Source organism: Pedococcus sp. P2_E4 (genome assembly GCF_056403935.1).
The window spans coordinates 53,939-78,213 of the sequence record NZ_JBFUEO010000001.1 but is presented as its reverse complement, the minus strand read 5'-3'; the positions used below and the strand labels follow the sequence as shown (position 1 = coordinate 78,213).

Annotated in this window: 24 protein-coding genes and 1 riboswitch; of the genes, 8 read left to right on the top strand and 16 right to left on the bottom strand. The window is 72.4% G+C overall.

The features are described 5' to 3' along the window. The first annotated feature begins 73 nt into the window (after positions 1–73). Complete coding sequence (locus AC1DV7_RS00380; protein ID WP_477593448.1) at positions 74–1,597, top strand: M28 family peptidase; 1,524 nt, start codon at positions 74–76, stop codon at positions 1,595–1,597. 141 nt (positions 1,598–1,738) lie between these two features. Further along, positions 1,739–2,137: a nitroreductase family deazaflavin-dependent oxidoreductase gene (locus tag AC1DV7_RS00375; protein WP_477593446.1), complete on the top strand. Its 399-nt coding sequence runs from the start codon at positions 1,739–1,741 to the stop codon at positions 2,135–2,137. A gap of 55 nt (positions 2,138–2,192) precedes the next feature. On the opposite strand, the gene AC1DV7_RS00370 is transcribed toward AC1DV7_RS00375, so the two are convergent. The 3 genes from AC1DV7_RS00370 to AC1DV7_RS00360 form a co-directional block, all read right to left on the bottom strand. Further along, a complete protein-coding gene (locus AC1DV7_RS00370; RefSeq protein ID WP_477593444.1) occupies positions 2,193–2,459 on the bottom strand; it encodes a ribonuclease E inhibitor RraB in 267 nt (88 codons plus the stop codon). Positions 2,460–2,527: 68 nt separating this feature from the next. Next, positions 2,528–2,980: a hypothetical protein gene (locus tag AC1DV7_RS00365; protein ID WP_477593442.1), complete on the bottom strand. Its 453-nt coding sequence runs from the start codon at positions 2,978–2,980 to the stop codon at positions 2,528–2,530. Next, complete coding sequence (locus tag AC1DV7_RS00360; RefSeq protein ID WP_477593440.1) at positions 2,946–3,314, bottom strand: helix-turn-helix domain-containing protein; 369 nt, start codon at positions 3,312–3,314, stop codon at positions 2,946–2,948. Before AC1DV7_RS00360 ends, AC1DV7_RS00365 begins: the two co-directional genes overlap by 35 nt. A gap of 168 nt (positions 3,315–3,482) precedes the next feature. On the opposite strand from AC1DV7_RS00360, the gene AC1DV7_RS00355 reads away from it, so the two are divergent. Continuing rightward, a complete protein-coding gene (locus AC1DV7_RS00355; RefSeq protein ID WP_477593438.1) occupies positions 3,483–3,746 on the top strand; it encodes a helix-turn-helix domain-containing protein in 264 nt (87 codons plus the stop codon). A 79-nt stretch (positions 3,747–3,825) separates the two neighbouring features. Here AC1DV7_RS00355 and AC1DV7_RS00350 read toward each other — a convergent pair whose 3' ends face one another. The 4 genes from AC1DV7_RS00350 to dnaK form a co-directional block, all read right to left on the bottom strand. After that, complete coding sequence (locus AC1DV7_RS00350; RefSeq protein ID WP_477593436.1) at positions 3,826–4,281, bottom strand: heat shock protein transcriptional repressor HspR; 456 nt, start codon at positions 4,279–4,281, stop codon at positions 3,826–3,828. A 5-nt stretch (positions 4,282–4,286) separates the two neighbouring features. Then, the gene (locus tag AC1DV7_RS00345) at positions 4,287–5,288 is read right to left on the bottom strand and encodes a DnaJ C-terminal domain-containing protein (protein ID WP_477593434.1); all 1,002 of its coding nucleotides are present in this window, start codon (positions 5,286–5,288) and stop codon (positions 4,287–4,289) included. 95 nt (positions 5,289–5,383) lie between these two features. Further along, positions 5,384–6,076 carry a nucleotide exchange factor GrpE gene (locus AC1DV7_RS00340; protein ID WP_477593432.1) on the bottom strand — a complete coding sequence of 231 codons (693 nt, stop codon included), beginning with the start codon at positions 6,074–6,076 and terminating at the stop codon, positions 5,384–5,386. Beyond that, on the bottom strand, positions 6,073–7,980 hold the full coding sequence (gene dnaK / locus AC1DV7_RS00335; RefSeq protein WP_477593430.1) for a molecular chaperone DnaK: 1,908 nt from the start codon (positions 7,978–7,980) through the stop codon (positions 6,073–6,075). Before dnaK ends, AC1DV7_RS00340 begins: the two co-directional genes overlap by 4 nt. A gap of 201 nt (positions 7,981–8,181) precedes the next feature. Between dnaK and AC1DV7_RS00330 the strand changes: the two genes are divergently transcribed. After that, positions 8,182–9,027, top strand: a complete 846-nt coding sequence (locus AC1DV7_RS00330; protein WP_477593428.1) for a phosphotransferase — start codon at positions 8,182–8,184, stop codon at positions 9,025–9,027. Between the two features lie 20 nt (positions 9,028–9,047). Here AC1DV7_RS00330 and AC1DV7_RS00325 read toward each other — a convergent pair whose 3' ends face one another. After that, positions 9,048–9,575, bottom strand: coding sequence for a hypothetical protein (locus AC1DV7_RS00325; protein WP_477593427.1), 528 nt, complete (start codon positions 9,573–9,575; stop codon positions 9,048–9,050). A 114-nt stretch (positions 9,576–9,689) separates the two neighbouring features. On the opposite strand from AC1DV7_RS00325, the gene AC1DV7_RS00320 reads away from it, so the two are divergent. Both AC1DV7_RS00320 and AC1DV7_RS00315 read left to right on the top strand, forming a co-directional pair. After that, positions 9,690–9,830 (top strand): hypothetical protein, encoded by a 141-nt coding sequence (locus tag AC1DV7_RS00320; protein WP_477593425.1) that lies wholly within the window; start codon positions 9,690–9,692, stop codon positions 9,828–9,830. 34 nt (positions 9,831–9,864) lie between these two features. Continuing rightward, positions 9,865–10,506, top strand: a complete 642-nt coding sequence (locus AC1DV7_RS00315; RefSeq protein ID WP_477593423.1) for a DNA-3-methyladenine glycosylase family protein — start codon at positions 9,865–9,867, stop codon at positions 10,504–10,506. Positions 10,507–10,615: 109 nt separating this feature from the next. Here AC1DV7_RS00315 and AC1DV7_RS00310 read toward each other — a convergent pair whose 3' ends face one another. Genes AC1DV7_RS00310 through AC1DV7_RS00300 form a run of 3 tightly spaced genes read right to left on the bottom strand, consistent with a single transcriptional unit; the run spans position 10,616 to position 15,742 of the window. Then, positions 10,616–12,712 (bottom strand): elongation factor G-like protein EF-G2, encoded by a 2,097-nt coding sequence (locus AC1DV7_RS00310; protein ID WP_477593421.1) that lies wholly within the window; start codon positions 12,710–12,712, stop codon positions 10,616–10,618. A gap of 44 nt (positions 12,713–12,756) precedes the next feature. Then, positions 12,757–15,123 carry an ATP-binding cassette domain-containing protein gene (locus tag AC1DV7_RS00305; RefSeq protein WP_477593419.1) on the bottom strand — a complete coding sequence of 789 codons (2,367 nt, stop codon included), beginning with the start codon at positions 15,121–15,123 and terminating at the stop codon, positions 12,757–12,759. After that, complete coding sequence (locus AC1DV7_RS00300; protein ID WP_477593417.1) at positions 15,077–15,742, bottom strand: ECF transporter S component; 666 nt, start codon at positions 15,740–15,742, stop codon at positions 15,077–15,079. The genes AC1DV7_RS00305 and AC1DV7_RS00300 overlap by 47 nt, the downstream gene beginning before the upstream one ends. A gap of 93 nt (positions 15,743–15,835) precedes the next feature. Then, a riboswitch (TPP riboswitch) is annotated at positions 15,836–15,938 on the bottom strand. Between the two features lie 90 nt (positions 15,939–16,028). Here AC1DV7_RS00300 and AC1DV7_RS00295 point away from each other — a divergent pair. Then, entirely contained in the window at positions 16,029–16,307 is a 279-nt protein-coding gene (locus AC1DV7_RS00295; protein WP_477593415.1) for a DUF4235 domain-containing protein, read from the top strand. Between the two features lie 93 nt (positions 16,308–16,400). Here the strand turns inward: AC1DV7_RS00295 and hutI are convergent, their stop codons facing one another. From hutI to AC1DV7_RS00280, 3 genes are read right to left on the bottom strand one after another with little or no spacing between them, the layout of a single operon-like run. Then, on the bottom strand, positions 16,401–17,582 hold the full coding sequence (hutI, locus tag AC1DV7_RS00290; protein WP_477593413.1) for an imidazolonepropionase: 1,182 nt from the start codon (positions 17,580–17,582) through the stop codon (positions 16,401–16,403). Then, entirely contained in the window at positions 17,582–18,910 is a 1,329-nt protein-coding gene (locus AC1DV7_RS00285; protein ID WP_477593411.1) for a formimidoylglutamate deiminase, read from the bottom strand. The genes hutI and AC1DV7_RS00285 overlap by 1 nt, the downstream gene beginning before the upstream one ends. Next, on the bottom strand, positions 18,907–20,100 hold the full coding sequence (locus AC1DV7_RS00280) for an allantoate amidohydrolase (RefSeq protein ID WP_477593842.1): 1,194 nt from the start codon (positions 20,098–20,100) through the stop codon (positions 18,907–18,909). The genes AC1DV7_RS00285 and AC1DV7_RS00280 overlap by 4 nt, the downstream gene beginning before the upstream one ends. A gap of 143 nt (positions 20,101–20,243) precedes the next feature. Between AC1DV7_RS00280 and AC1DV7_RS00275 the strand changes: the two genes are divergently transcribed. After that, positions 20,244–20,714 carry an aminoacyl-tRNA deacylase gene (locus AC1DV7_RS00275; protein ID WP_477593409.1) on the top strand — a complete coding sequence of 157 codons (471 nt, stop codon included), beginning with the start codon at positions 20,244–20,246 and terminating at the stop codon, positions 20,712–20,714. A 122-nt stretch (positions 20,715–20,836) separates the two neighbouring features. Here the strand turns inward: AC1DV7_RS00275 and hutU are convergent, their stop codons facing one another. Next, positions 20,837–22,495 (bottom strand): urocanate hydratase, encoded by a 1,659-nt coding sequence (hutU, locus tag AC1DV7_RS00270; protein WP_477593407.1) that lies wholly within the window; start codon positions 22,493–22,495, stop codon positions 20,837–20,839. 60 nt (positions 22,496–22,555) lie between these two features. Further along, positions 22,556–24,121, bottom strand: a complete 1,566-nt coding sequence (hutH, locus tag AC1DV7_RS00265; protein WP_477593405.1) for a histidine ammonia-lyase — start codon at positions 24,119–24,121, stop codon at positions 22,556–22,558. Positions 24,122–24,275: the final 154 nt, after the last annotated feature.

The window sequence follows — 24,275 nt, the reverse complement described above, 5'->3', positions numbered from 1 at the left end:
GGGCGCTCGGGGCAGCCGTACTGTCGGAAGATTCGGGCGTCCGCAGGCCCGGAACACCCCCAGGAGGATCACCGTGCGAGTACAACGCAAACCCGTCGTCGTGGCCGCCGTCGCCGCCGCGTTGGCGACCGCCTTCGCCGCAGCCCCGGCCCAGGCCGGCAACTCCAACAACTCAGCCAAGTTCCGCAGCGCGGTCACGGTGGCTGGCATCATGCACCACCTGCAGCAGCTGCAGGCCGTCGCCGACGCCAACGGCGGCAACCGGGCCGCGGGCACCAGCGGCTACGCCGCGTCGGGCGACTACGTGCAGGGCGTCCTCGAGGCGGCGGGCTACACCGTCACCCGCCAGGTCTTCAACATCGCCTACCAGGCCCCCGGCCAGCTCCAGCAGATCTCGCCCAACGCCGTGAACTACCCGACCGACTCGTTCACCGGGTCGGGGGCGGGCGACGTGACCGGCACCGTGAGGGCCGTCGACCTCCAGCTGGGCCTCGGCAACACCAGCAGCTCCGGCTGTGAGGCCTCGGACTTCGCCGGCTTCCCTGCCGGCAGCATCGCGCTGATCCAGCGCGGCACCTGCACCTTCGCGGTCAAGGCCGTCAACGCCCAGGCCGCCGGCGCCACGGCGGCCATCATCTTCAACCAGGGCAACACCACAGCGGCCGACCGGCAGGACCTGATCGTCGGCACGCTCAACCCGTCCACCGCGCCCATCACCATCCCCGTCGTCGGCGGCTCGTACTCCAACGGCGTGGACCTCGCCGACCCGCCGGGCACCGTGGCCCGTGTGTTCGCCGCCCCGATCGAGACCCGACCGACCTTCAACCTCCTCGCGGAGACCAGGACCGGGCGGCCCGACAACATCGTCATGCTCGGCGCCCACCTCGACAGCGTCGAGGCCGGACCGGGCATCAACGACAACGGCAGCGGCTCCGCCTCGATCCTCGAGACGGCCGTCCAGCTCGCCAAGGTCAACAAGGTCAACAACAAGGTGCGCTTCGCCTGGTGGGGCGCCGAGGAGGCCGGACTGCTCGGGTCGACGCACTACGTTAACGACCTCGTGGCCAACGCCCCCGCCGAGCTCGCCAAGATCGCGACCTACGTGAACTTCGACATGGTGGCGTCGCCGAACTACCAGATCGGGGTCTACGACGCGGACCAGTCGACCTTCCCGGCGCCGACCGGCGTGCCGATCCCGCCCGGGTCGATCGAGACCGAGGACGTCCTCACGGACTACTTCGACTCGGTCGGGCAGCCGTGGGTCGACACACAGTTCTCGGGCCGCTCCGACTACCAGGCCTTCATCGTCAACGGCGTCGCGGCGTCCGGGTTGTTCACCGGCGCCGAGGTGCCCAAGCCCGCGGAGTTCGTCCCGCTGTTCGGCGGGACCGCCGGCGTCGCCTTCGACGTGAACTACCACGGCGCAGGCGACACGATCGGCAACGTCAACACCACCGCGCTGGACATCAACAGCGACGCGATCGCCCACCTGGCGATCACGCTGGCCCAGAGCACGGAGTCCATCAACGGGGCACGGAGCGCCGGCAAGTCCGGCAACCCGCACCCGATCCAGGACGGCCTGCAGCCGGCAGCCTGACCTGCACCACACCCGGCGCCCCGGCCCACCACGGACCGGGGCGCCGGTCCGTGCGGAGGGCGCCGGGCGGGTGGTTGGCCCGGACGCGGGGCGCAGGTATGGCGAGTGCGCATGGCGCGTGGCGCGGCATACGGTGGGCTCGTGCCCATCCCCCTCGCGGTCGGGCGGTGGAACCGGGTCGGGTTCAACCGGTTGAGCACCCCTGTGGCACGGCGCCTGCCCGGCTTCGCCGTGGTGCACCACCACGGACGCCGCAGCGGCAGGGCGTACCGGACGCCGGTCAACGTCTTCCCGGTCAGTGGCGGCTTCGTGGTCGCCCTGGCGTACGGTCCGCACACCGACTGGGTCCGCAACGTCGTGGCGAGCGGCGGCTGCACGCTCGAGACCCGCGGCCGGATGGTCGCCTGCGGGGACCCGCGCGTCTACCGCGACCCCGGACGGCACTGCATCCGGCCGCTGGAGCGCGCGGCGCTCAGGGTGATCGGCGTCGAGGAGTTCCTGTCACTGACCACCCTCGAGTCGCTCGCAGCGAGTCCCTGACCTCGTCGGCAGCGTCCGCCTGGCACGGTCGGTGGGCTCGTTCGCAGGGCAGGGGTCAGGTGCGGGGCTCGGGGTCGTACCAGCCGCCGCGCTCCTCGGCGAGCGCCGCGAAGCGGTCGCGCAGGCCGCCCTCGACGGCTCCCGACTCGTCGGCAACCATCTCCTCGACGACGTGGACGGCCCACTCGTGTGACTCCGAGTCGTCCTCGCCGGCCAGCGCCTCGCGCACCACCCGCACCTGCGAGAACCCCTCGTGGGCGAGGTCGGCGGCGATGTCCTCGGCGGTCTCGCGGTCGGGAAAGACCATCAGGTGCTCACTCACGGGCACGAGTATGCCGCCTTGTCGGCCCCTCGGCGTGGGCGCGCCGGGCGGCCGCGTCCCGTGCCTGCCTAGGCCGAGAGCGTCCAGTCCGACCACCGGCACGCGAGGTCCAGTCGCGCGTGGTCAGCCGGACGGATGAGGGACACCCGGAACCGGACCCACCACTCGGGCACCTTCATGTGCCACACGAAGTCGTCCCAGTCGCTGGCGACGGCCAGGCGTTGCTCCATGACCGCGAGGGGCATCGCCCGCCGGGCCGCCTCTCGCTCGACGCTGCGCTCGGTGGCGGACCTGACCCACCCCGAGCACTCGCGGTCGCCTCGCTCGGCGTGGACGAGCTCGTGCCAGAGGCAGCGTCGCTCCTCCTCGAGGCTGCGCCCTGACCGGAGGACGATCGCCCGTCGCCCGTGGTAGTAGCGGGCCGGCTCGGCGATCGGCTGGCGCAGCAGGACGACGTCCCGCATCTGGGCCAGCACCGCCCAGGGGTCAGGAACCCCGGATACGGCGCTCGATGACGTCAAGCCTGCTCCTCATGTCGTCGATGAGCGCGAGGACCTCCTCGTCGCTGACCCCGGACTGGACTCGTGGACCGGGGGCGGTCACGAAGCCGCCATTGTGTGACGACGCACCGACAGGCTCGCCCCGGTCGTCGAGGGCGAGCACGTCGAGCACGGCGGCGCGCTTGACGTCCTGGACGCCGAGGCCGTCCTCGACCCGCTTCCACGTGATCGAGGAGATCCTGGCCTCGCGGGCCGCCTGCTCCTTGCTCCAGCCGTGGGCCAGGCGGGCGCGCTCGACGCGGCGCCCGAGTTGCTTGAGCTGCTCGGGGTTCATGCGACGCATCTTGCCAGTCATATCCAGTCACTTCTAGTCCTGCTCAGTCACACTTTGTCGCCGCTAGCCAGCCTTGCCCTGACCCTTGCGACGACCCGGGGTCGTGGTGACCAAAGACCGACACAGACACCTGCGTCCTCCATGGCTGGGTCCTTGCCTGACTGACAGTTTATGACTAGATTCATGGACATGCCTAGGGGGACACCGCCATCACAGCGGGTGGTCGAGGTGCACGGGTTCGCGCTGCGGGTCATCCGCCAGGCCCGCGGGCGTGGCGTGGCCGACCTGGCTGCGGCGCTCGACGTCGACCGCTCCTACATCACCCACCTCGAGAACGGCAGCAAGTTCCGGGTGAGCCCCGAGCTCTACGCGGCGCTCCTGCACGAGCTGCAGATCGAGGACTACCGCGCCCTGCTGGCCACCGCGCCGATCCGCGAGCAGGCCTCCGCCTGACCAGCAGCCAGCCTGTCGGGCGTCACCCGGGCCATCGCGACGTGCACCCGGCGCGCGCCCGTCCCGCACCGCGCCGCCGTCACTGCGATGAGGGGCGCCAGACGACCAGCGCCTGGTTGCGGGCCACGCGCGGCCTCTGACCGGCCCGCACCGCGATGACGTCGCCGGTCGGCCCGACTGCGAAGACCCTCGAGCCGGAGCGCGACTGCGCCGCCTGGGCACGGGCTTCGCCGAGCTCGTCCGTCAGCTCGCCGACGCGCGCCCGCAGTGCTGCCACCTGGTTCTCGAGCTCGAGGATGCGCTGGATCCCCGAAAGGCTCACGCCCTCCTCCTGAGAGAGCCGCTGCACCTCACGCAGCAGGGCGACGTCGCGGCCGGAGTACCGCCGACCGCCGCCCCGGGTGCGCGACGGGGTGACAAGCCCCAGGCGGTCGTACTGCCGCAGGGTCTGGGCGTGCATCCCGGCGAGCGTCGCCGCCACCGAGATGACGAAGATCGGGTCGTCGTCGTCGGGTTGGAAGCCGAGTCGTGCCATCGGGGTCAGTCCTTCGCCGCGATGAACAGCTCGGCGCGCGGGTCGTGCCCGGCGTCCTGCGCCTTGAGCACCTCGACGGCGGCCTGCGCCTCGTCGGTCAGCCGCTGCGGCACGACGACCGACACCTTGGCCAGCAGGTCACCCGGGGATCCCTTGCGTGGCACCCCACGTCCCTTGACCCGCAGCACGCGCCCGCTCGGCGTTCCGGGCGCGATCCGGACCTTCACCGCCGAGCCGTCGAGGGTCGGCACGGGCACCGTGGCACCCAGCGTGGCCTCGGCGAACGTCACGGGCAGGTCGACGGTGAGGTTGTCGCCGTCGCGGCCGAAGACCGGGTGCTTCTCGACGGCAACCGTCAGCATGAGGTCACCGGCAGGGGCACCGGCCTCGCCGGGCTGGCCCTTGCCCCGGAGCCGGATCTTCTGACCGTCCTTGACGCCCGCGGGGATCCGCGTGGTGATCGTGCCGCTGCCGGTGCTGAGGGTGACGGTGGCCCCCTCCACGGCCTCACGGAAGGACAGGGTCGTGCGGGCGGTGAGGTCCGCGCCACGGCGCGGGCCCTGGGGTGCGCGGAACCCCGCACCCCCGTATGCCGGGCCGGCACCGCCGCCGAACATGCCGCCGAGGATGTCCTCGAGATCCGGCTGGGCGCCGCCGGTGGAGTACCTCACCCTGGTGCCGCCCCCGCCACCGCCGAACATCGAGGAGAAGACGTCCTCGAACCCCCCGTTGCCGCCACCGGGGCCCCCCGCGGTGAAGCGGGCGCCGCCGCGGGACATCTGGCGGACCGCGTCATACTCCCGGCGCTTCTCGGGGTCGGCGAGGACCGAGTGGGCCTCGCCGACCTCCTTGAAGCGCTGCTCGGCAGCGGCGTCCCCGGCGTTCTGGTCGGGGTGGTGCTGGCGCGCCAGCTTGCGGTACGCCTTCTTGATCGCGGCCTGGTCGGCATCCTGGGGGACGCCGAGGATCGCGTAGAAGTCCTTCTCGAACCAGTCCTGGCTAGCCATGTCGACGTCCTCCTCTCAGCTGAATCGTGCCGGGTTCGCCGCCCTCGTGGCGACTGCCGGCGCTCGTGTCGCGGTCCGGGTGCTCGGCCGCAGCCTCACTCGGGGTCYGCGACCGCCACGCGCGCCGGGCGGAGCACCTGCTCGCCCGCCCGGTAGCCGGGCTGCAGGACCTGGATGACGGTGGTCGAGCCGGTCGAGGAGACCGAGCCGTCGGCGGGCCAGGCGGTGTGCATGAGCGCCTCGTGCAGCATCGGGTCGAACTCCTCGCCCGCGGCGCCGTAGCGCTCCAGGCCGAACTTGCCGAGCACGCCCTCGAGCTTGTCGGCGATGGCCGCGAACGGGCCCCCGTCGAGGTCGCCGTGCTCGCGGGCCGCGTGGATGTCGTCCAGCACCGGCAGGAGCGCCTCGATCACGGACTGGGCGGCGCGCTCCTGCACGACGGCCCGGTCGCGGTCGACGCGACGCTTGTAGTTGACGTACTCCGCCTGCAGCCGCTGCAGGTCGGACAACCGCTCCGCGGCCAACACCGTGTCGGGGTGCAGGTCGTCTGCGGCCGCACCCCCGGCCGTCGCGTCGTCCGGGGTGTCTGTCGCGCCATCCCTCGACTCGGCCGGCTCTGCCTCCGCGGTCATGGCGGCGTCCTCGGACGAGTGCGCGCCCGCGGTGGCGGGTGGCGCCCCCTCGGCGGTGGCGGGCGGTGCCCCCTCGGGGGTGGTGGGCGCGGCCTGCTCGGCCTGCGCGCCCACCACCWCCTCGGCGGACTCGGCAGAAGGGCTCTGCTCGGTCACTTGGCGTCCTTGGCGTCGTCCTCGTCCTCCACGACCTCGGCGTCGAYGACGTCGTCGTCCGCGCCGGAGTCGCCGGACGGGGCACCGTCGCCCGCACCCGCGTCGTCACCCGAGGTGCCGGCCTGGTCGGACTCGGACGCCGCGGCATACATGGCGGTGCCGAGCTTCTGGGACTCCTCCGAGAGCTTCTTGCTCTTGGTGGAGATGTCCTCGGGCGTGGCGCCGGACTCGGGCTTGAGGGCCTCCTTGAGGTCGGCGAGCGCCGCGTCGACGTCACCGCGGCCGTCGGCCGGGATCTTGTCGGCGGAGTCGGACAGGAACTTCTCGGTCGAGTAGACGAGCTGCTCCGCGGTGTTGCGGGCCTCGGTCTCCTCGCGCCGCTTCCGGTCCTCCTCGGCGTGCTCCTCGGCCTCCTTGACCATGCGCTCGATGTCCTCCTTGGGGAGGGCCGAGCCGCCGGAGATGGTGATCTTCTGCTCCTGGCCGGTGCCGCGGTCCTTCGCCGACACGTTGACGATGCCGTTGGCGTCGATGTCGAAGGTGACCTCGATCTGCGGCACGCCGCGCGGCGCGGGGGCGATCCCGGTGAGCTCGAAGGTGCCGAGCTGCTTGTTGTGCTGCGCGATCTCACGCTCGCCCTGGAAGACCTGGATGAGCACGCTCGGCTGGTTGTCCTCGGCGGTCGAGAACACCTCGGAGCGCTTGGTCGGGATGGCGGTGTTGCGCTCGATGAGCTTGGTGAACAGGCCACCCTTGGTCTCGATGCCCAGGCTGAGCGGCGTGACGTCGATCAGCAGGACGTCCTTGCGCTCACCCTTGAGGACGCCGGCCTGCAGGCTCGCGCCGACGGCGACGACCTCGTCGGGGTTGACGCCCTTGTTGGGCTCCTTGCCGCCGGTGAGCTCCTTGACCAGCGAGGTCACGGCGGGCATGCGGGTCGAGCCGCCGACGAGGACCACGTGGTCGATGTCGGACAGGCTGATGCCGGCGTCCTTGATGACGTTCTGGAACGGCTGGCGGGTGCGGTCAAGCAGGTCCTTGGTCAGCTGCTCGAACTGCGCGCGGCTGATGGTCTCCTCGAGGTGGATCGGGCCGTTCTCCGACATCGAGAGGTACTGCAGGCTGACGTTGGTGGACGTCGAGCTGGACAGCTCCTTCTTGGCTTGCTCGGCGGCGTCGCGCAGTCGCTGCATGGCGATCTTGTCCTTGGACAGGTCGACGCCGGAGGTGTTCTTCACGGTCGTGAGCAGGTGGTTGACGATGCGCTCGTCCCAGTCGTCGCCACCGAGCTGGTTGTCACCGCTGGTCGCGCGCACCTGGATGGTGGAGAAGCCGTCGTCGGGGTCCTTGCCGACCTCGAGGAGGGACACGTCGAAGGTGCCGCCACCGAGGTCGAAGACGAGGATGAGCTCGTCCTCCTTGCCCTTGTCGAGGCCGTACGCGAGGGCCGCGGCGGTGGGCTCGTTGATGATGCGCAGGACGTTGAGGCCCGCGATCTCACCGGCCTCCTTGGTGGCCTGGCGCTCGTGGTCGTCGAAGTACGCCGGCACGGTGATGACCGCGTCGGTGACGTTCTCGCCGAGGTACGCCTCCGCGTCGCGCTTGAGCTTCTGCAGGATGCGGGCGCTGATCTCCTGCGCGGTGTAGGTCTTGCCGTCGATCTCGGGCGACTGCCAGTCACGGCCGATGTGGCGCTTGACGGAGCGGATCGTCCGGTCGACGTTCGTGACGGCCTGGCGCTTGGCGATCTCGCCGACCAGCACCTCACCGCCCTTGGAGAACGCCACGACGGACGGGGTTGTGCGACCGCCCTCCGCGTTGGCGATGATCGTCGGCTCCCCGCCCTCGAGGACGGCGACGGCCGAGTTGGTGGTACCGAGGTCGATGCCGACCGCACGTGCCATGGTGAATCTCCTGGTGTTCTGGGTTGGGTCCCGGTTGAGTCTGGGTTGAGTTGCCTGCACTCAAGTTAGGAGCCGGTATGCCGTGTGGCAAATCGGGGCCGCCAAACTTGCGTTCACCTGACTCAACTTCGTGCGGTGCGGACGTGTTCCCGGTCCGGCGAACTTTTCTCCGGCACGCCCGGCTGGCTAGGGTCGCGCACCATGACCTCGGGCACGGACCAGCTCTCGGCACGCCAGCGGGAGCTCGTCGAGTCGTGGCTGCCCGGCCTGCGCATCGAGCGCGACCACAGCTGGGGACTGGTCGGGACCACGGTGCTGGAAGTGACCAGCGCCGGGGGCCGGTTCATCGTCAAGGCCGGGGACGAGCACGACCACCACCTCGCCCGCGAGCTGCGGGCCCACCGCGAGTGGCTGGCTCCGTGGACCGACCTCGGGCGGGCGCCGGCCCTCGCCTTCGCCGACGGCGACGCGAAGGTGCTCGTCACCCACCACCTGCCCGGGAGGCTCGTCCAGGGGCACCCCGCGGCCGACGAGCCCGGCACCTACCGGCAGGCGGGGGACCTGCTGCGACGGCTGCATACCCAGTCCTCGGTCGTCGACCACGACCACGAGGCGCGCGAGAACGCTCGGTCCCTCACCTGGCTGGCGAAGCCGCACCGGATCGCGCCGGCGGTCGAGGCGGCGCTGCGTGCCGAGATCGCGTCCTGGCCGACCCCCGCGGCCGCGCTCGTCCCGACCCACGGCGACTGGCAGCCGCGCAACTGGCTGGTCCACGACGGCACGGTCCGCGTCATCGACCTCGGCCGCGCCGACCTGCGTCCGGCCCTGACCGACTTCGCCCGGCTCGCGGCGCAGGACTTCGCCCGCGACCCGGCGCTGGAGGCTGCCTTCCTCGAGGGCTACGGCGACGACCCGCGCGAACCGGGCGCCTGGCACCGGGCACGGGTGCGCGAGGCGATCGGCACGGCTGCCTGGGCGTACGAGGTCGGCGATGAGGAGTTCGAGGCCCACGGCCACCGGATGATTGCCGAGCTGCTGGCCGGCTGACGGGGGTCGCGGCTGGTGGGTCAGTCCTCTCCGCGGGCGACGCCGTGCCAGTACGCGGCGATCTCGCTGCCCTGGCGCACGATGACGTCGGTCGACTCCGGCGCCGGCCACAGCTGGAGCAGGTAGCGGTCCGGCGCCACCTCACCCTCGTCGGGGGTGTCGAGCTCCTGGCCCTCGTCCATCCCCGACACGCAGTAGCGCGCCCGGTGCCAGCCGTCCTGCGGGACCTGGCACCCGTAGGCGTTGTCGAACGTGGCGAGCGTCAGGTCGGGCGTGCTCAGGTCGACCGACACCTCGACGACATCCTCCCAGTCGTCCTCGAGCGCGGGCTCGGTCTCGGTCCACGTGACGACAAGGGGCACCTGACCGGTGTGGAGCCCGGTGACCATGCCCAGCTGGTGGGGGACCCGGGCCCCGACCAGCCCGTTGGCCTGGCCCCGACGGGCTCCCACGAGGTCGTCGGCCTCGTCGCCGCTGCCGTCAGGGTCCGAGTACAGGTCGATGAAGCCGTAGTGCACCTCGACGCCACCCGCGAAGACCTCCGTCATGCGGGCAGCCTCTCGCGGCGTCGTGCGCGAGGGCAATCCGGGGTCCCCGGGGAGTCTTTGGAGCACCAGGCGTCGGAGCGTCCCCTGTCGGTGGTCGGTCCTACCGTGTGCGACATGGCCGAGAAGCGTTCACCGCACCTGCGGGTCGTCGACCCGGGGCGTGCCACCGGGCCGGCTCCGCAGGACTCGCGCGCCGACTACTGGGCCCAGGTCCAGGCACTGCGCGACGAGCGACAGCGGCTGCGCGCGGGCTGACCTGCCCCGCCGAGCCTCGGGTAGCGTCACCGCGATGGACGACGAGCTCTTCGCGCGGTCGGTGGCAGAGCTGACGGCCACCGACCCCCGCCTCGCCCGGCTCGTCGCGGCCCACGGCACACCAGCGCTCTGGCTGCGCCCGGCGGGATTCGCCAGCCTCGTGCTGTTCATCCTCGAGCAGCAGGTGTCACTCGCCTCCGCGGCGGCGGCCTACCGCAAGGTCCTCGACCGCCTCGGCACGATGACGCCCACCCAGCTGCTCGCGAGCACCCCCGAGCAGCTGCGGCAGGACGGGGTGTCCCGCCAGAAGGACCGCTACCTGCGAGCGCTGGCAGCCGCGGTGGAGTCGGGCGCCCTCGAGCTCGACCACCTCGCGGCCCTCCCCGACGAGGACGTCCGGGCGGCCCTCACGGCCGTGCCGGGCATCGGGCGATGGACTGCCGACGTCTACCTGTTGGCCTGCTTGGGCCGTCCCGACCTGTGGCCCGTGGGCGACCGGGCCCTGCAGGTCGCCGCGGCCGAGGCCCTCGGGCTCGACACGGTCCCTGACCAGGCGACCCTCGAACAGCTCGGCGAGCGGTGGCGCCCCTACCGGTCCACGGCGGCCCGGTTGCTGTGGCACGGCTACCTCGCCCGGCGAGGCCGGCTCGAGACCCCTCTGACGACCCTCGGCTGACTCTTTCGCCAACCCCTGCTAGCAAGCCTTGGCTGAGTCCGGACAGGTTGCACGCTGTCCGGATTCGGCTAACCCCTGCTAGCAGGGTTTAGCCAAATGGGGGGAGAGGTCAGCTGGCGGGGGTGACCTCTCTGGCCAGGGCGGGCGGCATGTAGTCGTACCGGACGAAGGAACGGCTGAAGGTCCCCGTTCCGTGGGACACCGAACGCAGGTCGACGGGATACCGGGACAGCTCGTGGGCAGGGACCTCGGCGTGGATGACGGTGCGCCCCTCGACCTCGGCGGGCGCGGTGCCGTGCACCTGTCCACGCCTGCCCCGAAGGTCGGCCAGGACGCTGCCGACGGAGTCGTCCGAGACCTCGATGTGGACCTCGTCGACGGGTTCGAGCATCGACACGGTGGTGTCGTTGGCGGCCTCGCGCAGCGCCATCCCGGCGGCGGTCTGGAACGCCATGTCCGAGCTGTCGACCGAGTGCGCCTTGCCGTCGAGCAGGGTGATCCGCACGTCCACCACCGGGTACCCCGCGAGGACCCCGCGCTCGAGCTGGGCGCGGGCGCCCTTCTCGACCGAGGGGATGTACTGACGCGGCACGGCCCCACCCACCACCTTGTCGACGAACTCGATGCCGGCGCCGCGGTCGAGTGGCTCGATCTGCAGGTGGCAGACGGCGTACTGGCCGTGGCCACCCGACTGCTTGACCAGTCGGCCCTGCACGGTCGTGGGCCGCACGAAGGTCTCGCGCAGCGAGGTCCGGAACGGCTCGACCTCGACCACCACGTGGTAGCGGCTCTCCAGGGTCGAGATGAGCTGGTCGACGTGGGCGGGACCCATCGCCCAGATCACCAGCTGGTGCGTCTCGGAGTTGTGCTCGAGCCGCATGGTGACGTCCTCGGCCACCAGCCGCTGCAGGGCCGCGCCGAGCTTGTCCTCGTCGCCCTTGGACTTGGCGTGGATCGCGACGGGCAGGAGCGGCACCGGCAGCACCCAGGGTTCGACCAGGGCCGGCTTCTCCTTGCGCGACAAGGTGTCCGACGTCTCGGCACCGGCCAGCTTGGAGACCACGACGATCGACCCGGCGATGCCGGCGGAGGTCGGTCTGGTCTCGTCACCGATCGGCGCGGCGAGGGGCCCGATCCGCTCGTCGTCGCTGTCGTGGTCGGCGTGCTCGTCGACCAGGTGCGTCGCGAAGTGCTGCAGGTGGCCCGAGATGTGCACGGGCTCGTCCGGACGCAGCGTGCCCGAGAACACCCGCACCAGCGACTGGCGGCCCACGAACGGGTCGGTCGTCGTGCGCACGACCTCGGCCACCAGCGGACCGCCGGGGTCGCAGCTGACCGGACCGAAGTCGCCCCCGGCCGGGGTGAAGACCTTCGGCACCGCCGAGACGTCAGGGGCGGGAAACCCCTTCTCGCACAGCTCGATCAGTGCCTCGACGCCCACCCCGGCGGGCGCATGCGTGGGGATCACGGGGAAGAAGCGCGCCGTCGCGATGGCCAGCCGCAGGTCCGTCGAGATCGAGTCGGTGTCGACCTCCTCGCCCTCGAGGTAGCGCTCGAGCAACCCCTCGTCCTCGGACTGCTCGATGACCGACTCGATGAGGTCGCCGCGGGCGGCGTCGATCAGCTCGGCCTCGTCTGCGCTGGGCTCGCGGTCCACGACGGACCCGCCGGAGTGGTCGGTGACGGTGCGCCGCAACAGGTTGAGGATCCCTTGGACCGTCCCGTCCTCGGTCAAGGGCAGGGCCAGCGGCTCCGCATCGCCGAACGCGCGCTGGCACGCCCGCACGGTCGCGTCGAAGTCGGCCCGCGCCTGCTCGAGCCGCGTCACGGCGACGGCGCGCGGCATACCCAGGACCGCACACTCACGCCACAGCAGGCGGGTCGGCTCGTCGACCCCGTCGGCGGCGGACACCACGAACAGGGCCGCGTCGGCTGCCCGCAACCCTGCACGCACGTCGCCCACGAAGTCCGGGTGACCCGGGGAGTCCAGCAATGTCAGCGTCACGTCACCCACCGGGACGGTCGCGGCGCTGAGCGCCAGCGTGGCGCCCGGGGAGTCCCCCTCACGAGAGCGGCGGCCCGGAATCCGGGCCGCCACCATCTGCTCGAACAGAGCCGTCTTGCCAGCCCCGCTCGCCCCCACCAGGACCACGTTGCGAATGGCCGCCGGAGAGCCAGGTCCGTCAGCGTCATTGGGACGGTTCATGTCCACACCTTGCTCCCGACGTGCCAGCGGCACAAGAGGGAACCTCAGGCGAGGACGGCGACCGCGGCCGGGACCAGTCCGAGCACGACGAGGAGCGTGTCCGCGGCCCGCCAAGGCGCGGGGGCAGCCCACGTGCGCCGGTATGCCGTGGCGAAGCCACGTGCGTCCATCGCCACCGCGAGCGTCGCCGCGGCGAGCAGTGAGCGGACCAGGATGCCGACGGTCAGGGCCCACAGCTCGGCGAGGACGGACCGGGGCGACCGCGCCGTCGCGCCGATGCCGCGGACGCGCCGAGCCCGCGCGATCTCGGTCCACAGGTCGCCGAACGTGTGCACCCGCTGCAGGGCGGCGGCCAGCGCGACGACGGGTCTGGCCGGCAGCCGCAGCTGCTGGGCCAGGTGGTCGCCGAGCGCGTCGGCGTCGACGTAGCGCACGAGGACCGCAGACGGCAGCACGATGATGAGCACCCGCAACCCCGCCGTGCAGGCCGTGGAGAGGTCATGGCCCCCCAGCAGCCACGTGGACCACGCCACCGAGAGGGCTCCCACGAGCCCGGGGAGCAGGCGCACCGCCACCGCCCTCGCACGCCCGGTGGGAGCGGGGTCGCCTGCGACCGCACCCCTCGCCGGAGCCCAGAGCCCGACCATCGCGAGGACCGCCTGAACGGCGAGCACCACCAGGCTCGTCGACCAGTGCGGCGACAGGACCCCGGCCGGGATGGCGAGCGCGGCCGTCGCCAGCAGCGCGAGCGGCCCGCACCGGGCCACGAGCGGTCGCCGCGGAACCGGCCGCTCGGCAGGCTGGTCGGGCCGGGTGACCGCGGTCGTGCGATCCGCGAGGGCAATCACGTCGTCGTCGTGGGTGGTGAGCACCACGGCGGACCCCGCATCGCGCAGCGCCGTCACCACCCCGGTGACCGCGGCCCAGGTCAGCCGGTCCTGGCCGACCGTCGCCTCGTCGGCGAGCAGCACCGTGGGCTGGTGCACCACAGCGGCCACCATCGCGAGCCGGCGCTGCTCACCCCCGGAGAGGTGCCGCGGGTCGACCTGCTCGAGGTGGGCCAGGCCGAGCGCGTCGAGCAGCGCTCGGGCCCGCGAGAACGCCTCGTCCTCCACGAGGCCGAGGGCGCGCGACGTGGTCATCGCCTCGTCGAGCACCGTGTGCGCCACCAGGGTCGAGCTCGCCCACTGGGGCACCCAGGCGAGTGCCCGCGCGACGTCCGGAGAGCTCCACGTGGCCGGGTCGCGCGAGCCACCGCGCGCGGCGGCCGGCGTCAGGTCGGTGTGGGCGACGACTGTGCCCGAGTGGTCGAGCAGCCCGGCCATCGCGAGCAGCAGCGTGGACTTGCCGGAGCCGCTCGGTCCGACGAGGGCATGCACCTGCCCGGCACGTGCCGCCAGCGACTGGTCGCGGACCGCCGTCGTGGTGCGCGTCGAGCCGTCAAGGCGGCGGACGCTGCGCTCGACCGTGACCTCCTGGGCGGACAGGGCGACGACGTTGGCCCCGATCGGGTTGGTGGTGAACGTGCCCACGGGTATGCGGTGGGGGTGCGGAGCGGGGATGCCCGGCACCCAGATCCCCTGCGCTGCAAGGGAATTGCCGTGGACCGCGAGGACCTCACGGGGCTCGCCGTCCGCGGCGACGGCGCCGGTGCGGTCCAGCACCACGAGCCGGTCCGCGAAGTCGAGCCACGGCCCCAGCCGGTGCTCGACGACGACCGTCGTCAGGCGCCGGGCGTCGGCCACCTCCGCGACACTGGCCCGCACCGACGCGGCACTGGCCGGGTCGAGCATCGCGGTCGGCTCGTCGAGCAGCAGGAGCGAAGGGCCGAGGGCCAGGGCACCGGCGAGCGCGAGCCGCTGCTGCTCGCCCCCCGAGAGCGCGTGGGTGGGGGTATCCAGCGGCATGTCCAGGCGGACTGCCCGGAGGGCCTGCGCGACCCGGGCCGGCATGTCGACCCGAGGAACCGCGATGTTCTCCAGGCCGAAGGCGACGTCACGGCCGACGGTTGCCGACACGACACCGGCGCCGGGCTCCTGCAGCACCAGGCCGACCGCGCCCGCCCGGGACCCGGGCTCGACGCCGTCGAGCAGCACCGTCCCGGACCGCTCGCCGGAGTCGGCCACCTCGAGAACTCCGGCGAGCCCGCGCAACAGGGTGGACTTGCCCGAGCCGCTCGGACCGACGAGCAGGACGCGCTGGCCGGCAGGGATGTCGAGGTGGACGCCCGGGATGACGGGCGACCGACGACCGAACGGGCGCCAGGTGAGCGCCCGGACCTCGACGGCGCCCCGGGGCGCCTCGGCGCCGTCGGGGTCGGTCGAGGCGTCCGACCGACCCCGTCCGTCGCTCGCCCCGACGCGCTCAGACAGCGCGTGACTCCCGTTCCTCCTGGCCGGCCGGGAACGCACCGAGCGCCCCTGCCCTGGCCAGCGCGGTGGTGACGAGCCAGCCACCGGCGCCGGCGAGGACCGCGCCGCTGGCGGTGAGGATCCCGGCATACGCGAGCTTCCAGGTCAGGGCCCAGTCCTTGATCCAGTTGGTGGACTCGTAGCCGGCCTCGAGCGGGCCGGCGAGCCCGCCCGCGACGATGGCGGCGAGCAGCCCGAAGGCGCCGTAGCCGAAGAGGGCGAAGCCCAGCTCGGTGCCGACGCCCTGGACGATGCCGGAGACCAGGGTCGTGGCGCCCCACTGGGTGCCGGGGAGCATCGAGACGAGGGCCGCGACGACCTCGCAGGCGAGGGCGGCGCCGGGTCGGCGGACGACCAGCCCCCCGACTACTCCTGCCATGAACCACGGGCCGGCGAACAGGCCGGACAGCGGCGGGAAGCCGGCGCTGATGGCGTTGGCCGGGGCTTCGTAGGCGAGCCCCCAGCCCCAGTAGGCGATGCCGAAGGCGGCGCCGAGGAACGCCACGGTCAGCAGGTCGACCGTGCGCCAGCGGGTGAGTGGTGCCGACGCGCGGAGACTTCCGCGTCGAGGCGTGGAGGTGGTGGAGGCCGAGGTGGCCGGGGTGTTGGTGGTGCTCATGTGTTCCTTCTCCCGTGGAATCCGTGGATACCTCGGGGAGACCCCTCGCCGGACGACCTCACCCCGTCACTGCGGGACGCAGTCGCCCGACAGGTGCCTGAGATCTCGACTCCCTACGCCGGTGCGAACCGGATCAGGTGTGAGGGTCTGCGGTCTCCCGCACTCTCAGCGCTCGCGCGCTCCCCTGTCGTTACAGGTGCCCACGCTACTCCACCGTGTGACAGGGTGGGGAGCAGGACCACGGTCAGTTCCGGACCATGGTCAGCTCACGGATGCGGAGGACACGATGGGCCCCTTGGTGTGGCGAGTGCTCGGGACGGGATCGGCGGTGCTGGCCGGGGTCGTCGCCAACAAGCTCGTGACGACGATCTGGAAGAAGGCCGGGCGCGACGCCGTGGTCGACCCCCGCGACCCGCGCACGCCGTGGCGGGACGCCGTCGCCTTCGCTGCCCTCACGGGGCTCGCTGCCGGGGCTGCCCGGGTGGTCGCCACGCGCAAGGCCGCGCAGTACTACGAGAAGTCCGCCGGGCACCTGCCCAAGGCGATGCAGCAGGGCGACGCCTGACCGTCTCCTCACGGTTCGCCGACGGCCCGCCGAGGCTGGCGGACGAGCCGTCGGCCTCCGCCGTCAGGCCTCCCGCCGTCAGGCCTCCCGCAGTCAGGCCGGCAGGTCGAGGGCACGGGCGATCGGCACGCCCGCGCGGTAGGACAGGTGCACGTGGGAGGGCGCCTCGAGGACGGTGAGGTCCCCGCGCGCACCGACGGCGATGCGGCCGATGTCGTCGCGCCGCAGCGACTTCGCAGCCCCTCGCGTGGCGGCGAGCACAGCCTCGCCCGGGGTGAGCCCCATCTCGCGGACGGCGAGGGCGATGACGAACGGCATGGACGACGAGTAGCAGGTGCCCGGGTTGCAGTCGGTGGCCAGCGCGACCGAGACGCCGGCCCGCAGGAGCGCCGCGGCATCGGGGTAGGGCGACCGCGTGGAGAACTCGACCCCCGGCAACAGGGTCGCGACCGTCGTGTCCGCGGCTCCCGAGAGCGCCTCGACGTCAGCAGGCGACAGGTAGGTGCAGTGGTCGACGCTGGCGGCCCCGAGCTCGACGGCCAGCTGGACCCCGGGCCCGTGGCCGAGCTGGTTGCCGTGAACCCGCAGCCCGAGCCCCGCGGCGCGGCCCGCGAGCAGCACCGCCCTCGCCTCGTCGTGCGTGAACGCGTGCGCCGAGTGCGGCTCGCAGAAGACGTCGACCCACCGGGCGTGCGGCGCCGCCGCCTCGAGCATCGGCCCGGTCACCAGGTCCAGGTATGCCGGCCGGTCACCGGCGTACTCGGCCGGCACGACGTGGGCGCCGAGGAAGGTCGTCTCGTCGGTGAGCTCGCGTGCGATCCGCAGCGCCCTCGCCTCGTCGTCGACGGTGAGGCCGTAGCCGCTCTTGATCTCGACGGTCGTGGTCCCCTGGGCACGCATCTCGGCGACGCGGGCGGCGACGAGCCCCCGCAGCGTCTCGTCGTCGGCGGCACGGGTCGCCGCGACGGACACGCCGATCCCACCACCGTCGTAGGGCGTTCCTGCCATCCGGGCCGCGAACTCCGCTCCCCGGTCTCCGGCGAAGACGAGGTGCGCGTGCGAGTCGACGAAGCCGGGGACCACCGCCCGGCCCTCGACGTCGACCCGGTGGTCGGCGGCCGGTGCGTCTGCCGCCGGGCCCAGCCAGACGACATACCCGTCGTCGACCACGACGGCAGCATCGCGGCGCAGGCCGAGGCGGTCGGCGGCCGGACCGTCCGCGGGGCCGTCGCAGGTGACGAGCTCGCCGATGGTGGTCACCAAGGTCGACGTCATCAGTGGTGCTCCCTCACGTCGGCGAGTGCCTTGCCCAGCAGGGCCGCGGTGTCGCCGAGGTGGTGCCGGCCCGCCTCGACGATCTTGCGCCCGGCGACGACGACGGTGTCGATGTCGGACCGGGTTGCGCTGTAGAGGATCTGGCCGGCCCGCGACCCGATGGTGTTGACCGTGTCGGTGCGCACCATGACGAAGTCGGCTGCCTGCCCGTCGGCGATGGTCCCGGCGTCGGCCCAGCCTAGGCTGCGGTAGCCGGCGACGCTGGCGGCCTCGAGCAGCTCGTCGGGGGTGAACCGCCCGCGTTCGTTGCTCACCAGGCGCTCGTGCATCTCGAGCCCGCGGATCTCCTCGAACGGGTCGATCACCGCGTGCTGGTCCGACCCGAGCGAGAGCCTGGCGCCCGCGGCGACCAGCTCGTGGGCCGGGCCGATCCCGTCGGCGAGGTCGCGCTCGGTGGTGGGGCAGAAGCAGGCGGTCGACCGCGACGAGCCCAGCAGGGCGACGTCGTCGTCGGTGAGGTGCGTGGCGTGGACGGCCGAGAACCGCTCGTTCAGCAGGCCGGCCTCGCCCAGCAGCTGGGTCGGGGTGGCGCCGTAGAACATCTGGGCCGCGAGGTTCTCCGCGGGCTGCTCGCTCACGTGCGCGTGCACGACCCGACCGCGGGTCACCTCGGCCATCGCGGCGAGCTGGTCGCGCGGGACTGCGCGCACCGAGTGCACGGCGGCACCGAGCCGGGTGGTCGGGTCGGACTCGAGGGCTGCGACGCGCGCGGCCCACGAGTCGACGTCACCGTCGGTGAACCGGCGCTGGACGTCGTCGAGCTCCACGTGGCCCTCGCCCGTCAGCCCGCCGGCGAGGTAGCAGGTGTCGAGCAGGGTCAGCCTGATCCCGGCCTCCCGAGCGGCCTCGATGAGCGCCTTGCCCATGGCGTTGGGGTCGGCGTACGGCTTGCCGGCCGGGTCGTGGTGCACGTAGTGGAACTCGCCGACCACCGTGATCCCCGCGAGCGCCATCTCGGCGTAGACCGCGCGCGCCAGCGCGAGGTAGGTGTCGGGGTCGAGGTGGCGCGTCACGGCATACATCAGCTGACGCCACGTCCAGAAGTTGCCGCCGTCCCCGTGGGTGCGCCCGCGCAGCGCCCGGTGGAAGGCATGGCTGTGCGCGTTCGCCAGCCCGGGCAGGACCACCCCGCGCAGGTGCTCGTCGCCGTCGTGCGGGCGCGCCCTGGGCCGGACGCCGGTGAAGGTCCCCTCGGCCGTCACCTCGAAGCGCACGTCGCTGGCCAGTCCGGTGGGCAGCCACGCGTGCTCGGCCCAGTAGGTCGTCATGGTCCCTCGCTGGCGAGGTCTTCGAGGACGGCCGTGAGCGCCTCGACGCCCTCGAGGCAGTCCGAGAGCTCGGCGTGCTCGGAGGGTGAGTGGGAGACGCCGGTGGGGTTGCGGACGAAGAGCATCGCCGAGGGAACACCCGCGTTCGCGAGGATGCCGGCGTCGTGCCCCGCGCCGGTGCCCAGGACCGGTATGCCGCCCAGCCGGGTCTGCAGGCGGGCGGACAGGGCGCTGTCGAACGGGGTGGAGGGGGTCCAGGACTCCTCGGTCATCCTGCCGCCGGACTGCGCGACCATGGAGCCGATGTCGGCGACGGCGCGACGCACCGCGCGTGGACTGGCGCCGCGCGCGTCGAGCCACCCGGTCACCGCGCTCGGGATGGCGTTGACCCCACCGGGCGTGACGGCGACCTTGCCGATGGTGGCGACGCAGCCGTGGGTTATGGCGGCCTCGCGAGCCGCGAGGACGGCGCCGGCATAGCCGAGCATCGCGTCGTGCCGGTCCTCGAGCCGGGTGGTGCCGGCGTGGTTGGCCTCACCGGTGAAGTCGAGGCGCCACCGGCCGTGCGGCCAGATGTCCGACGCCACCGCGACTGGCTGCTCGAGGTCGACCAGCCCCCTGCCCTGCTCGACGTGCAGCTCGACGAAGGCGCCGATGCGGTTGACGGTGTCGTCGTCACGGCCGATCTGGTGTGGGTCGCGGCCGGCGGCCTTCAGCGCGTCCGCCATGGTCGTGCCGTCGGCGTCGGTGAGGCTACGGGCACGGCGAGCGGTCATCGCCCCGGTGATGACCCGCGACCCGGCACAGGCGACACCGAAGCGGGCGCCCTCCTCATCGACGAAGTTGACGATGCCGATCGGTCGGTTGGGCGCAAACCCCTTGTCCTGCAAGGCATCCAGGGCAGCGAAGGCACTCACGACTCCCAGCGGGCCGTCGAAGGCCCCACCGTCGGGAACGCTGTCGAGGTGCGACCCGGTGACGACGCCCTTGACCCCGCGACCGAGCGCCTCGTCGGGGTTGCCCCACCAGGCCCACTGGTTGCCCATGCGGTCCTCGGTGACATCGAGTCCACGGGCCGCGGACTCGCCGGAGAACCACTCGCGCAGGTCGTGGTCGGTCCGCGTCCACGCGAACCGCCGGTAGCCACCCGACCCGCCGTCGCGTCCGAGCGGCTCGATCGCCGTCCACATCGACTCGAAGCTCACATTGCCCTCTCTGGCTGGCGGTACGGGTGCACCGACCAGACCATTCCACACCAGACCCGGGCACACCGTCGGGGGACCGGGGCTTTCCGTCTCGGACCGGAGACTGCCGCCGTGCCTAGAGTGGGCGCATGGACGACGGGGCGGCGCGCGCTGCAGCGGCACTGCAGGACAGTGGCATCACGCACACCATCACCCGCCACGGTCGGGTGGGCTCGCTCGAGGAGGCCGCGGCGGCGCGAGGCGTCGAGCCACGCGACATCGTCAAGACGCTCGTGGTGCGCCGCGGCGAGGACGACTACCTGTTCGTCCTCGTGCCCGGCGACCGCGAGATCTCCTGGCCCAAGCTGCGCGCGCACCTGGGCGTCAACCGGCTGTCGATGCCCGACGCCGACACCGCCCGCGACGTGACCGGCTACGTGCGCGGCACGATCACGCCGTTCGGCTCGCTGACCGCGTGGCCGGTCGTCGCCGACGCCACCCTCACCGGGCGCCCGATCTCGATCGGTGCGGGGGGCCACGGGGTGGCGGCGACGGCGGACGCGGACGACGTCGTGGCCGCGCTGGCCGCCGAGGTCGCCGACGTCACCGACCCCGTCTAGCCGGACCGAGCGCACGTTGCCGCGGCTGTCGCACGCTGCCGCCTGTGCGCTCGCGGCACCGTGCGGCGACCGCGGCAACGTGGCGACCACCCGGCATACCCCTCCCTTGGCGAGGGGCCGAATCACCCCTCGCGCATGGGGATCCGAACGCCCTGCTCGACGGCGGTGCGCTCGGCGACCTCGTAGCCGGCGTCGACGTGGCGGATGACGCCCATCGCCGGGTCGTTGGTGAGGACCCGGGCCAGCTTCTGGGCGGCCAGGTCCGTGCCGTCGGCCAGTGAGACCTGCCCCGCGTGGAGCGAGCGACCGATGCCGACACCGCCGCCGTGGTGGATCGACACCCACGACGCGCCGGACGAGGTGTTGACGAGGGCGTTGAGCAGCGGCCAGTCGGCGATGGCGTCCGAGCCGTCGAGCATGGCCTCCGTCTCGCGGTAGGGGCTGGCCACCGAACCGGTGTCGAGGTGGTCGCGACCGATGACGATCGGGGCACTCACCTCACCGGTGCGGACCAGCTCGTTGAAGGCGAGCCCGGCCTTGTCGCGCTCGCCCTGCCCGAGCCAGCAGATGCGGGCAGGCAGACCCTGGAACGCGATCCGCTCCTGCGCACCGCGGATCCACTTGTGCAGCCGGTCGTTGTCCGGGAACAGGTCGAGGACTGCCTTGTCCGTGGCGGCGATGTCCTTGGGGTCAGCCGACAGGGCCGCCCAGCGGAACGGGCCCTTGCCCTCGCAGAACAGCGGCCGGATGTACGCGGGCACGAACCCCGGGAACTCGAACGCCCGCTCATAACCGCCCTGGCGCGCCTCGTCACGGATCGAGTTGCCGTAGTCGAAGACCTCGGCGCCGGCGTCCTGGAACTCGACCATCGCCTGCACGTGCTTGGCCATCGACTCGCGGGCCCGGTCGGTGAACTCCTCGGGCTTCTTCTCGGCGTACTCGTGCCAGTCCTCGACCGAGATCCCCTCGGGCAGGTAGGACAGCGGGTCGTGGGCCGACGTCTGGTCGGTGACGATGTCGATGGGGACCCCGCGACGCAGCAGCTCGGGGAACACCTCGGCAGCGTTGCCCACGACACCCACCGACCACGCGCGACGTTCGTTCTTCGCGGCGACGGCCTTGTCGATCGCCTCGTCGAGCGAGTCGGCGACCTCGTCGAGGTAGCGGTGCTCGACGCGGCGGCGCAGGCGGGTCCCGTCGACGTCGACGATGAGGCAGGCGCCCTCGTTCATGGTGACGGCGAGCGGCTGGGCCCCACCCATGCCGCCGCACCCACCGGTCAGGGTCAGGGTGCCGGCGAGGGTGCCACCGAACTTTTTCTCGGCGATGGCAGCGAAGGTCTCGTAGGTCCCCTGCACGATGCCCTGCGTGCCGATGTAGATCCACGACCCGGCGGTCATCTGCCCGTACATCGTGAGACCGAGGTGCTCGAGGCGGCGGAACTCCGGCCAGGTGGCCCAGTCGCCGACGAGGTTGGAGTTGGCGATGAGCACCCGCGGCGCCCACTCGTGGGTCTGCATGACCCCGACGGGGCGTCCGCTCTGGACCAGCATGGTCTCGTCCTGCTTGAGCGTGCTGAGGGTCCGGACCATCGCATCGAACGACTTCCAGTCACGAGCCGCTCGTCCCGTGCCGCCGTAGACGACGAGGTCGTCGGGACGCTCGGCGTTCTCGGGGTCGAGGTTGTTCATGAGCATCCGCAGCGGAGCCTCGGCACCCCAGTGCGTGGCGTGGGCGAGCGAGGTGCCGCGGGGGGCGCGGACGGGGCGAGCGCCTTCCATGTCGTTCTCCTTCAGTGCCTTGGTCGGACGGTTCAGTGACGAGGGGGTATGACGGGTGGTTCAGCTGAGGGGGCCGGTGACGGCCTCTGCTGCGGCGACCGCTGCGCCGCTGGCGACGAGCTGCACGGCGGTCTCGATCTCGGGGGCGAGGAACCGGTCCCTGCCCGGCTCCGGTGCCCCTGCCGCGCGCAGGGCCGCCACGACAGCAGCGGTCGCCGGAGCGGGGGTCAGCGGCGCCCGCAGGTCGAGCGCGCGAGCCGCGGTCAGCAGCTCGACGGCCAGGACACGGGTGAGGCCGTCGATCGACCGGCGCAGCTTGCGGGCGGCCGACCAGCCCATCGAGACGTGGTCCTCCTGCATCGCGCTCGACGGGATGGAGTCGACCGACGCCGGGGCCGCCAGCCGCTTCATCTCGGAGACGATCGCCGCCTGGGTGTACTGCGCGATCATGTGGCCGCTGTCGACACCCGGGTCGTCGGCCAGGAACGCGTGCAGGCCGTGGTTGCGCGAGACGTCGAGGAACCGGTCGGTGCGGCGTTCCGAGATGGAGGCCAGGTCGGCCGCGACGATTGCCAGGAAGTCGAGCACGTAGGCCACCGGGGCGCCGTGGAAGTTGCCGTTGGACTCGACCCTGCCGTCGGGCGTGACGACCGGGTTGTCCACCGCTGAGGCGAGCTCCAAGCCAGCCACCGTCGCGGCGTACTCGACGGTGTCCCGGACACCGCCCGCCACCTGCGGCGAACACCTCAGGGAGTAGGCGTCCTGGACGCGCGTGCAGGCCTCGGGGTCGCGGTGGCTGTCACGGATGCCACTGTCCTGCATGATCTTTCGCAGGTTGGCAGCAGAGATGGCCTGACCGGGCTGGGGCCTGAGCGCGTGCAGGTCGGCGGCGAACACGTCATCCGTGCCCAGCTGCCCCTCGACGCTCATCGCGGCCGTGATGTCAGCGGTCTTGAGCAGCTGCCGCAGGTCGGTGATGGCGAGGACCAGCATCCCGAGCATGCCGTCGGTGCCGTTGATGAGGGCCAGACCCTCCTTCTCGCGCAGCTCGACCGGAGTGATCCCCGCCGCGGCGAACGCGTCCGCGGTCGCCATGCGCTCCCCCGCCGCGTCGCGCACGACGCCCTCGCCCATGACGGCCAGCGCACAGTGCGAGAGCGGGGCGAGGTCGCCCGAGCAGCCGAGCGAGCCGTACTCGTGGACGACCGGGGTGATGCCGGCGTTGAGCATCGCGACATAGGTCTGCAGCGTCTCGGCGCGGATGCCGGTGCGCCCCGTGGCCAGCGTCGAGATCCGCAGCAGCATCAGGGCCCGGACCACCTCCCGCTCGACCTCGGCACCCGAGCCAGCAGCGTGCGACCGGACGAGCGAGCGCTGCAGCTGGGCGCGCAGCTCGACGGGGATGTGCCGGGTCGCGAGCGCCCCGAAGCCGGTGGAGACGCCGTAGTGCGCGACCGAGTCGTCGGCGAGCGCCTCGATGACGGCGCGGGTCCGCTGGACCTCGGCCAGCGACTCCGCCGAGATCTCGACCTGTGCGTCGTGCCGCGCGACCGCGACGACGTCCTCGAACGAAACGGGACCGGTGCCGACGGTGACCGTCGGTGCGGAGGTGGCAGTGGTCGTCATGCCTCCATTGCAGCGGACGTATGCCGGGTGCGCGCCTCGCGCACCCGGCATACCGTCTGGGATGCGAGACGGGATGACCACCCGTGAAGGGGCGGATGCGAACCGAACCCGCCCCTGAGGTGTCGTCCAGGTGTCAACATCGCACTGAGGGCAG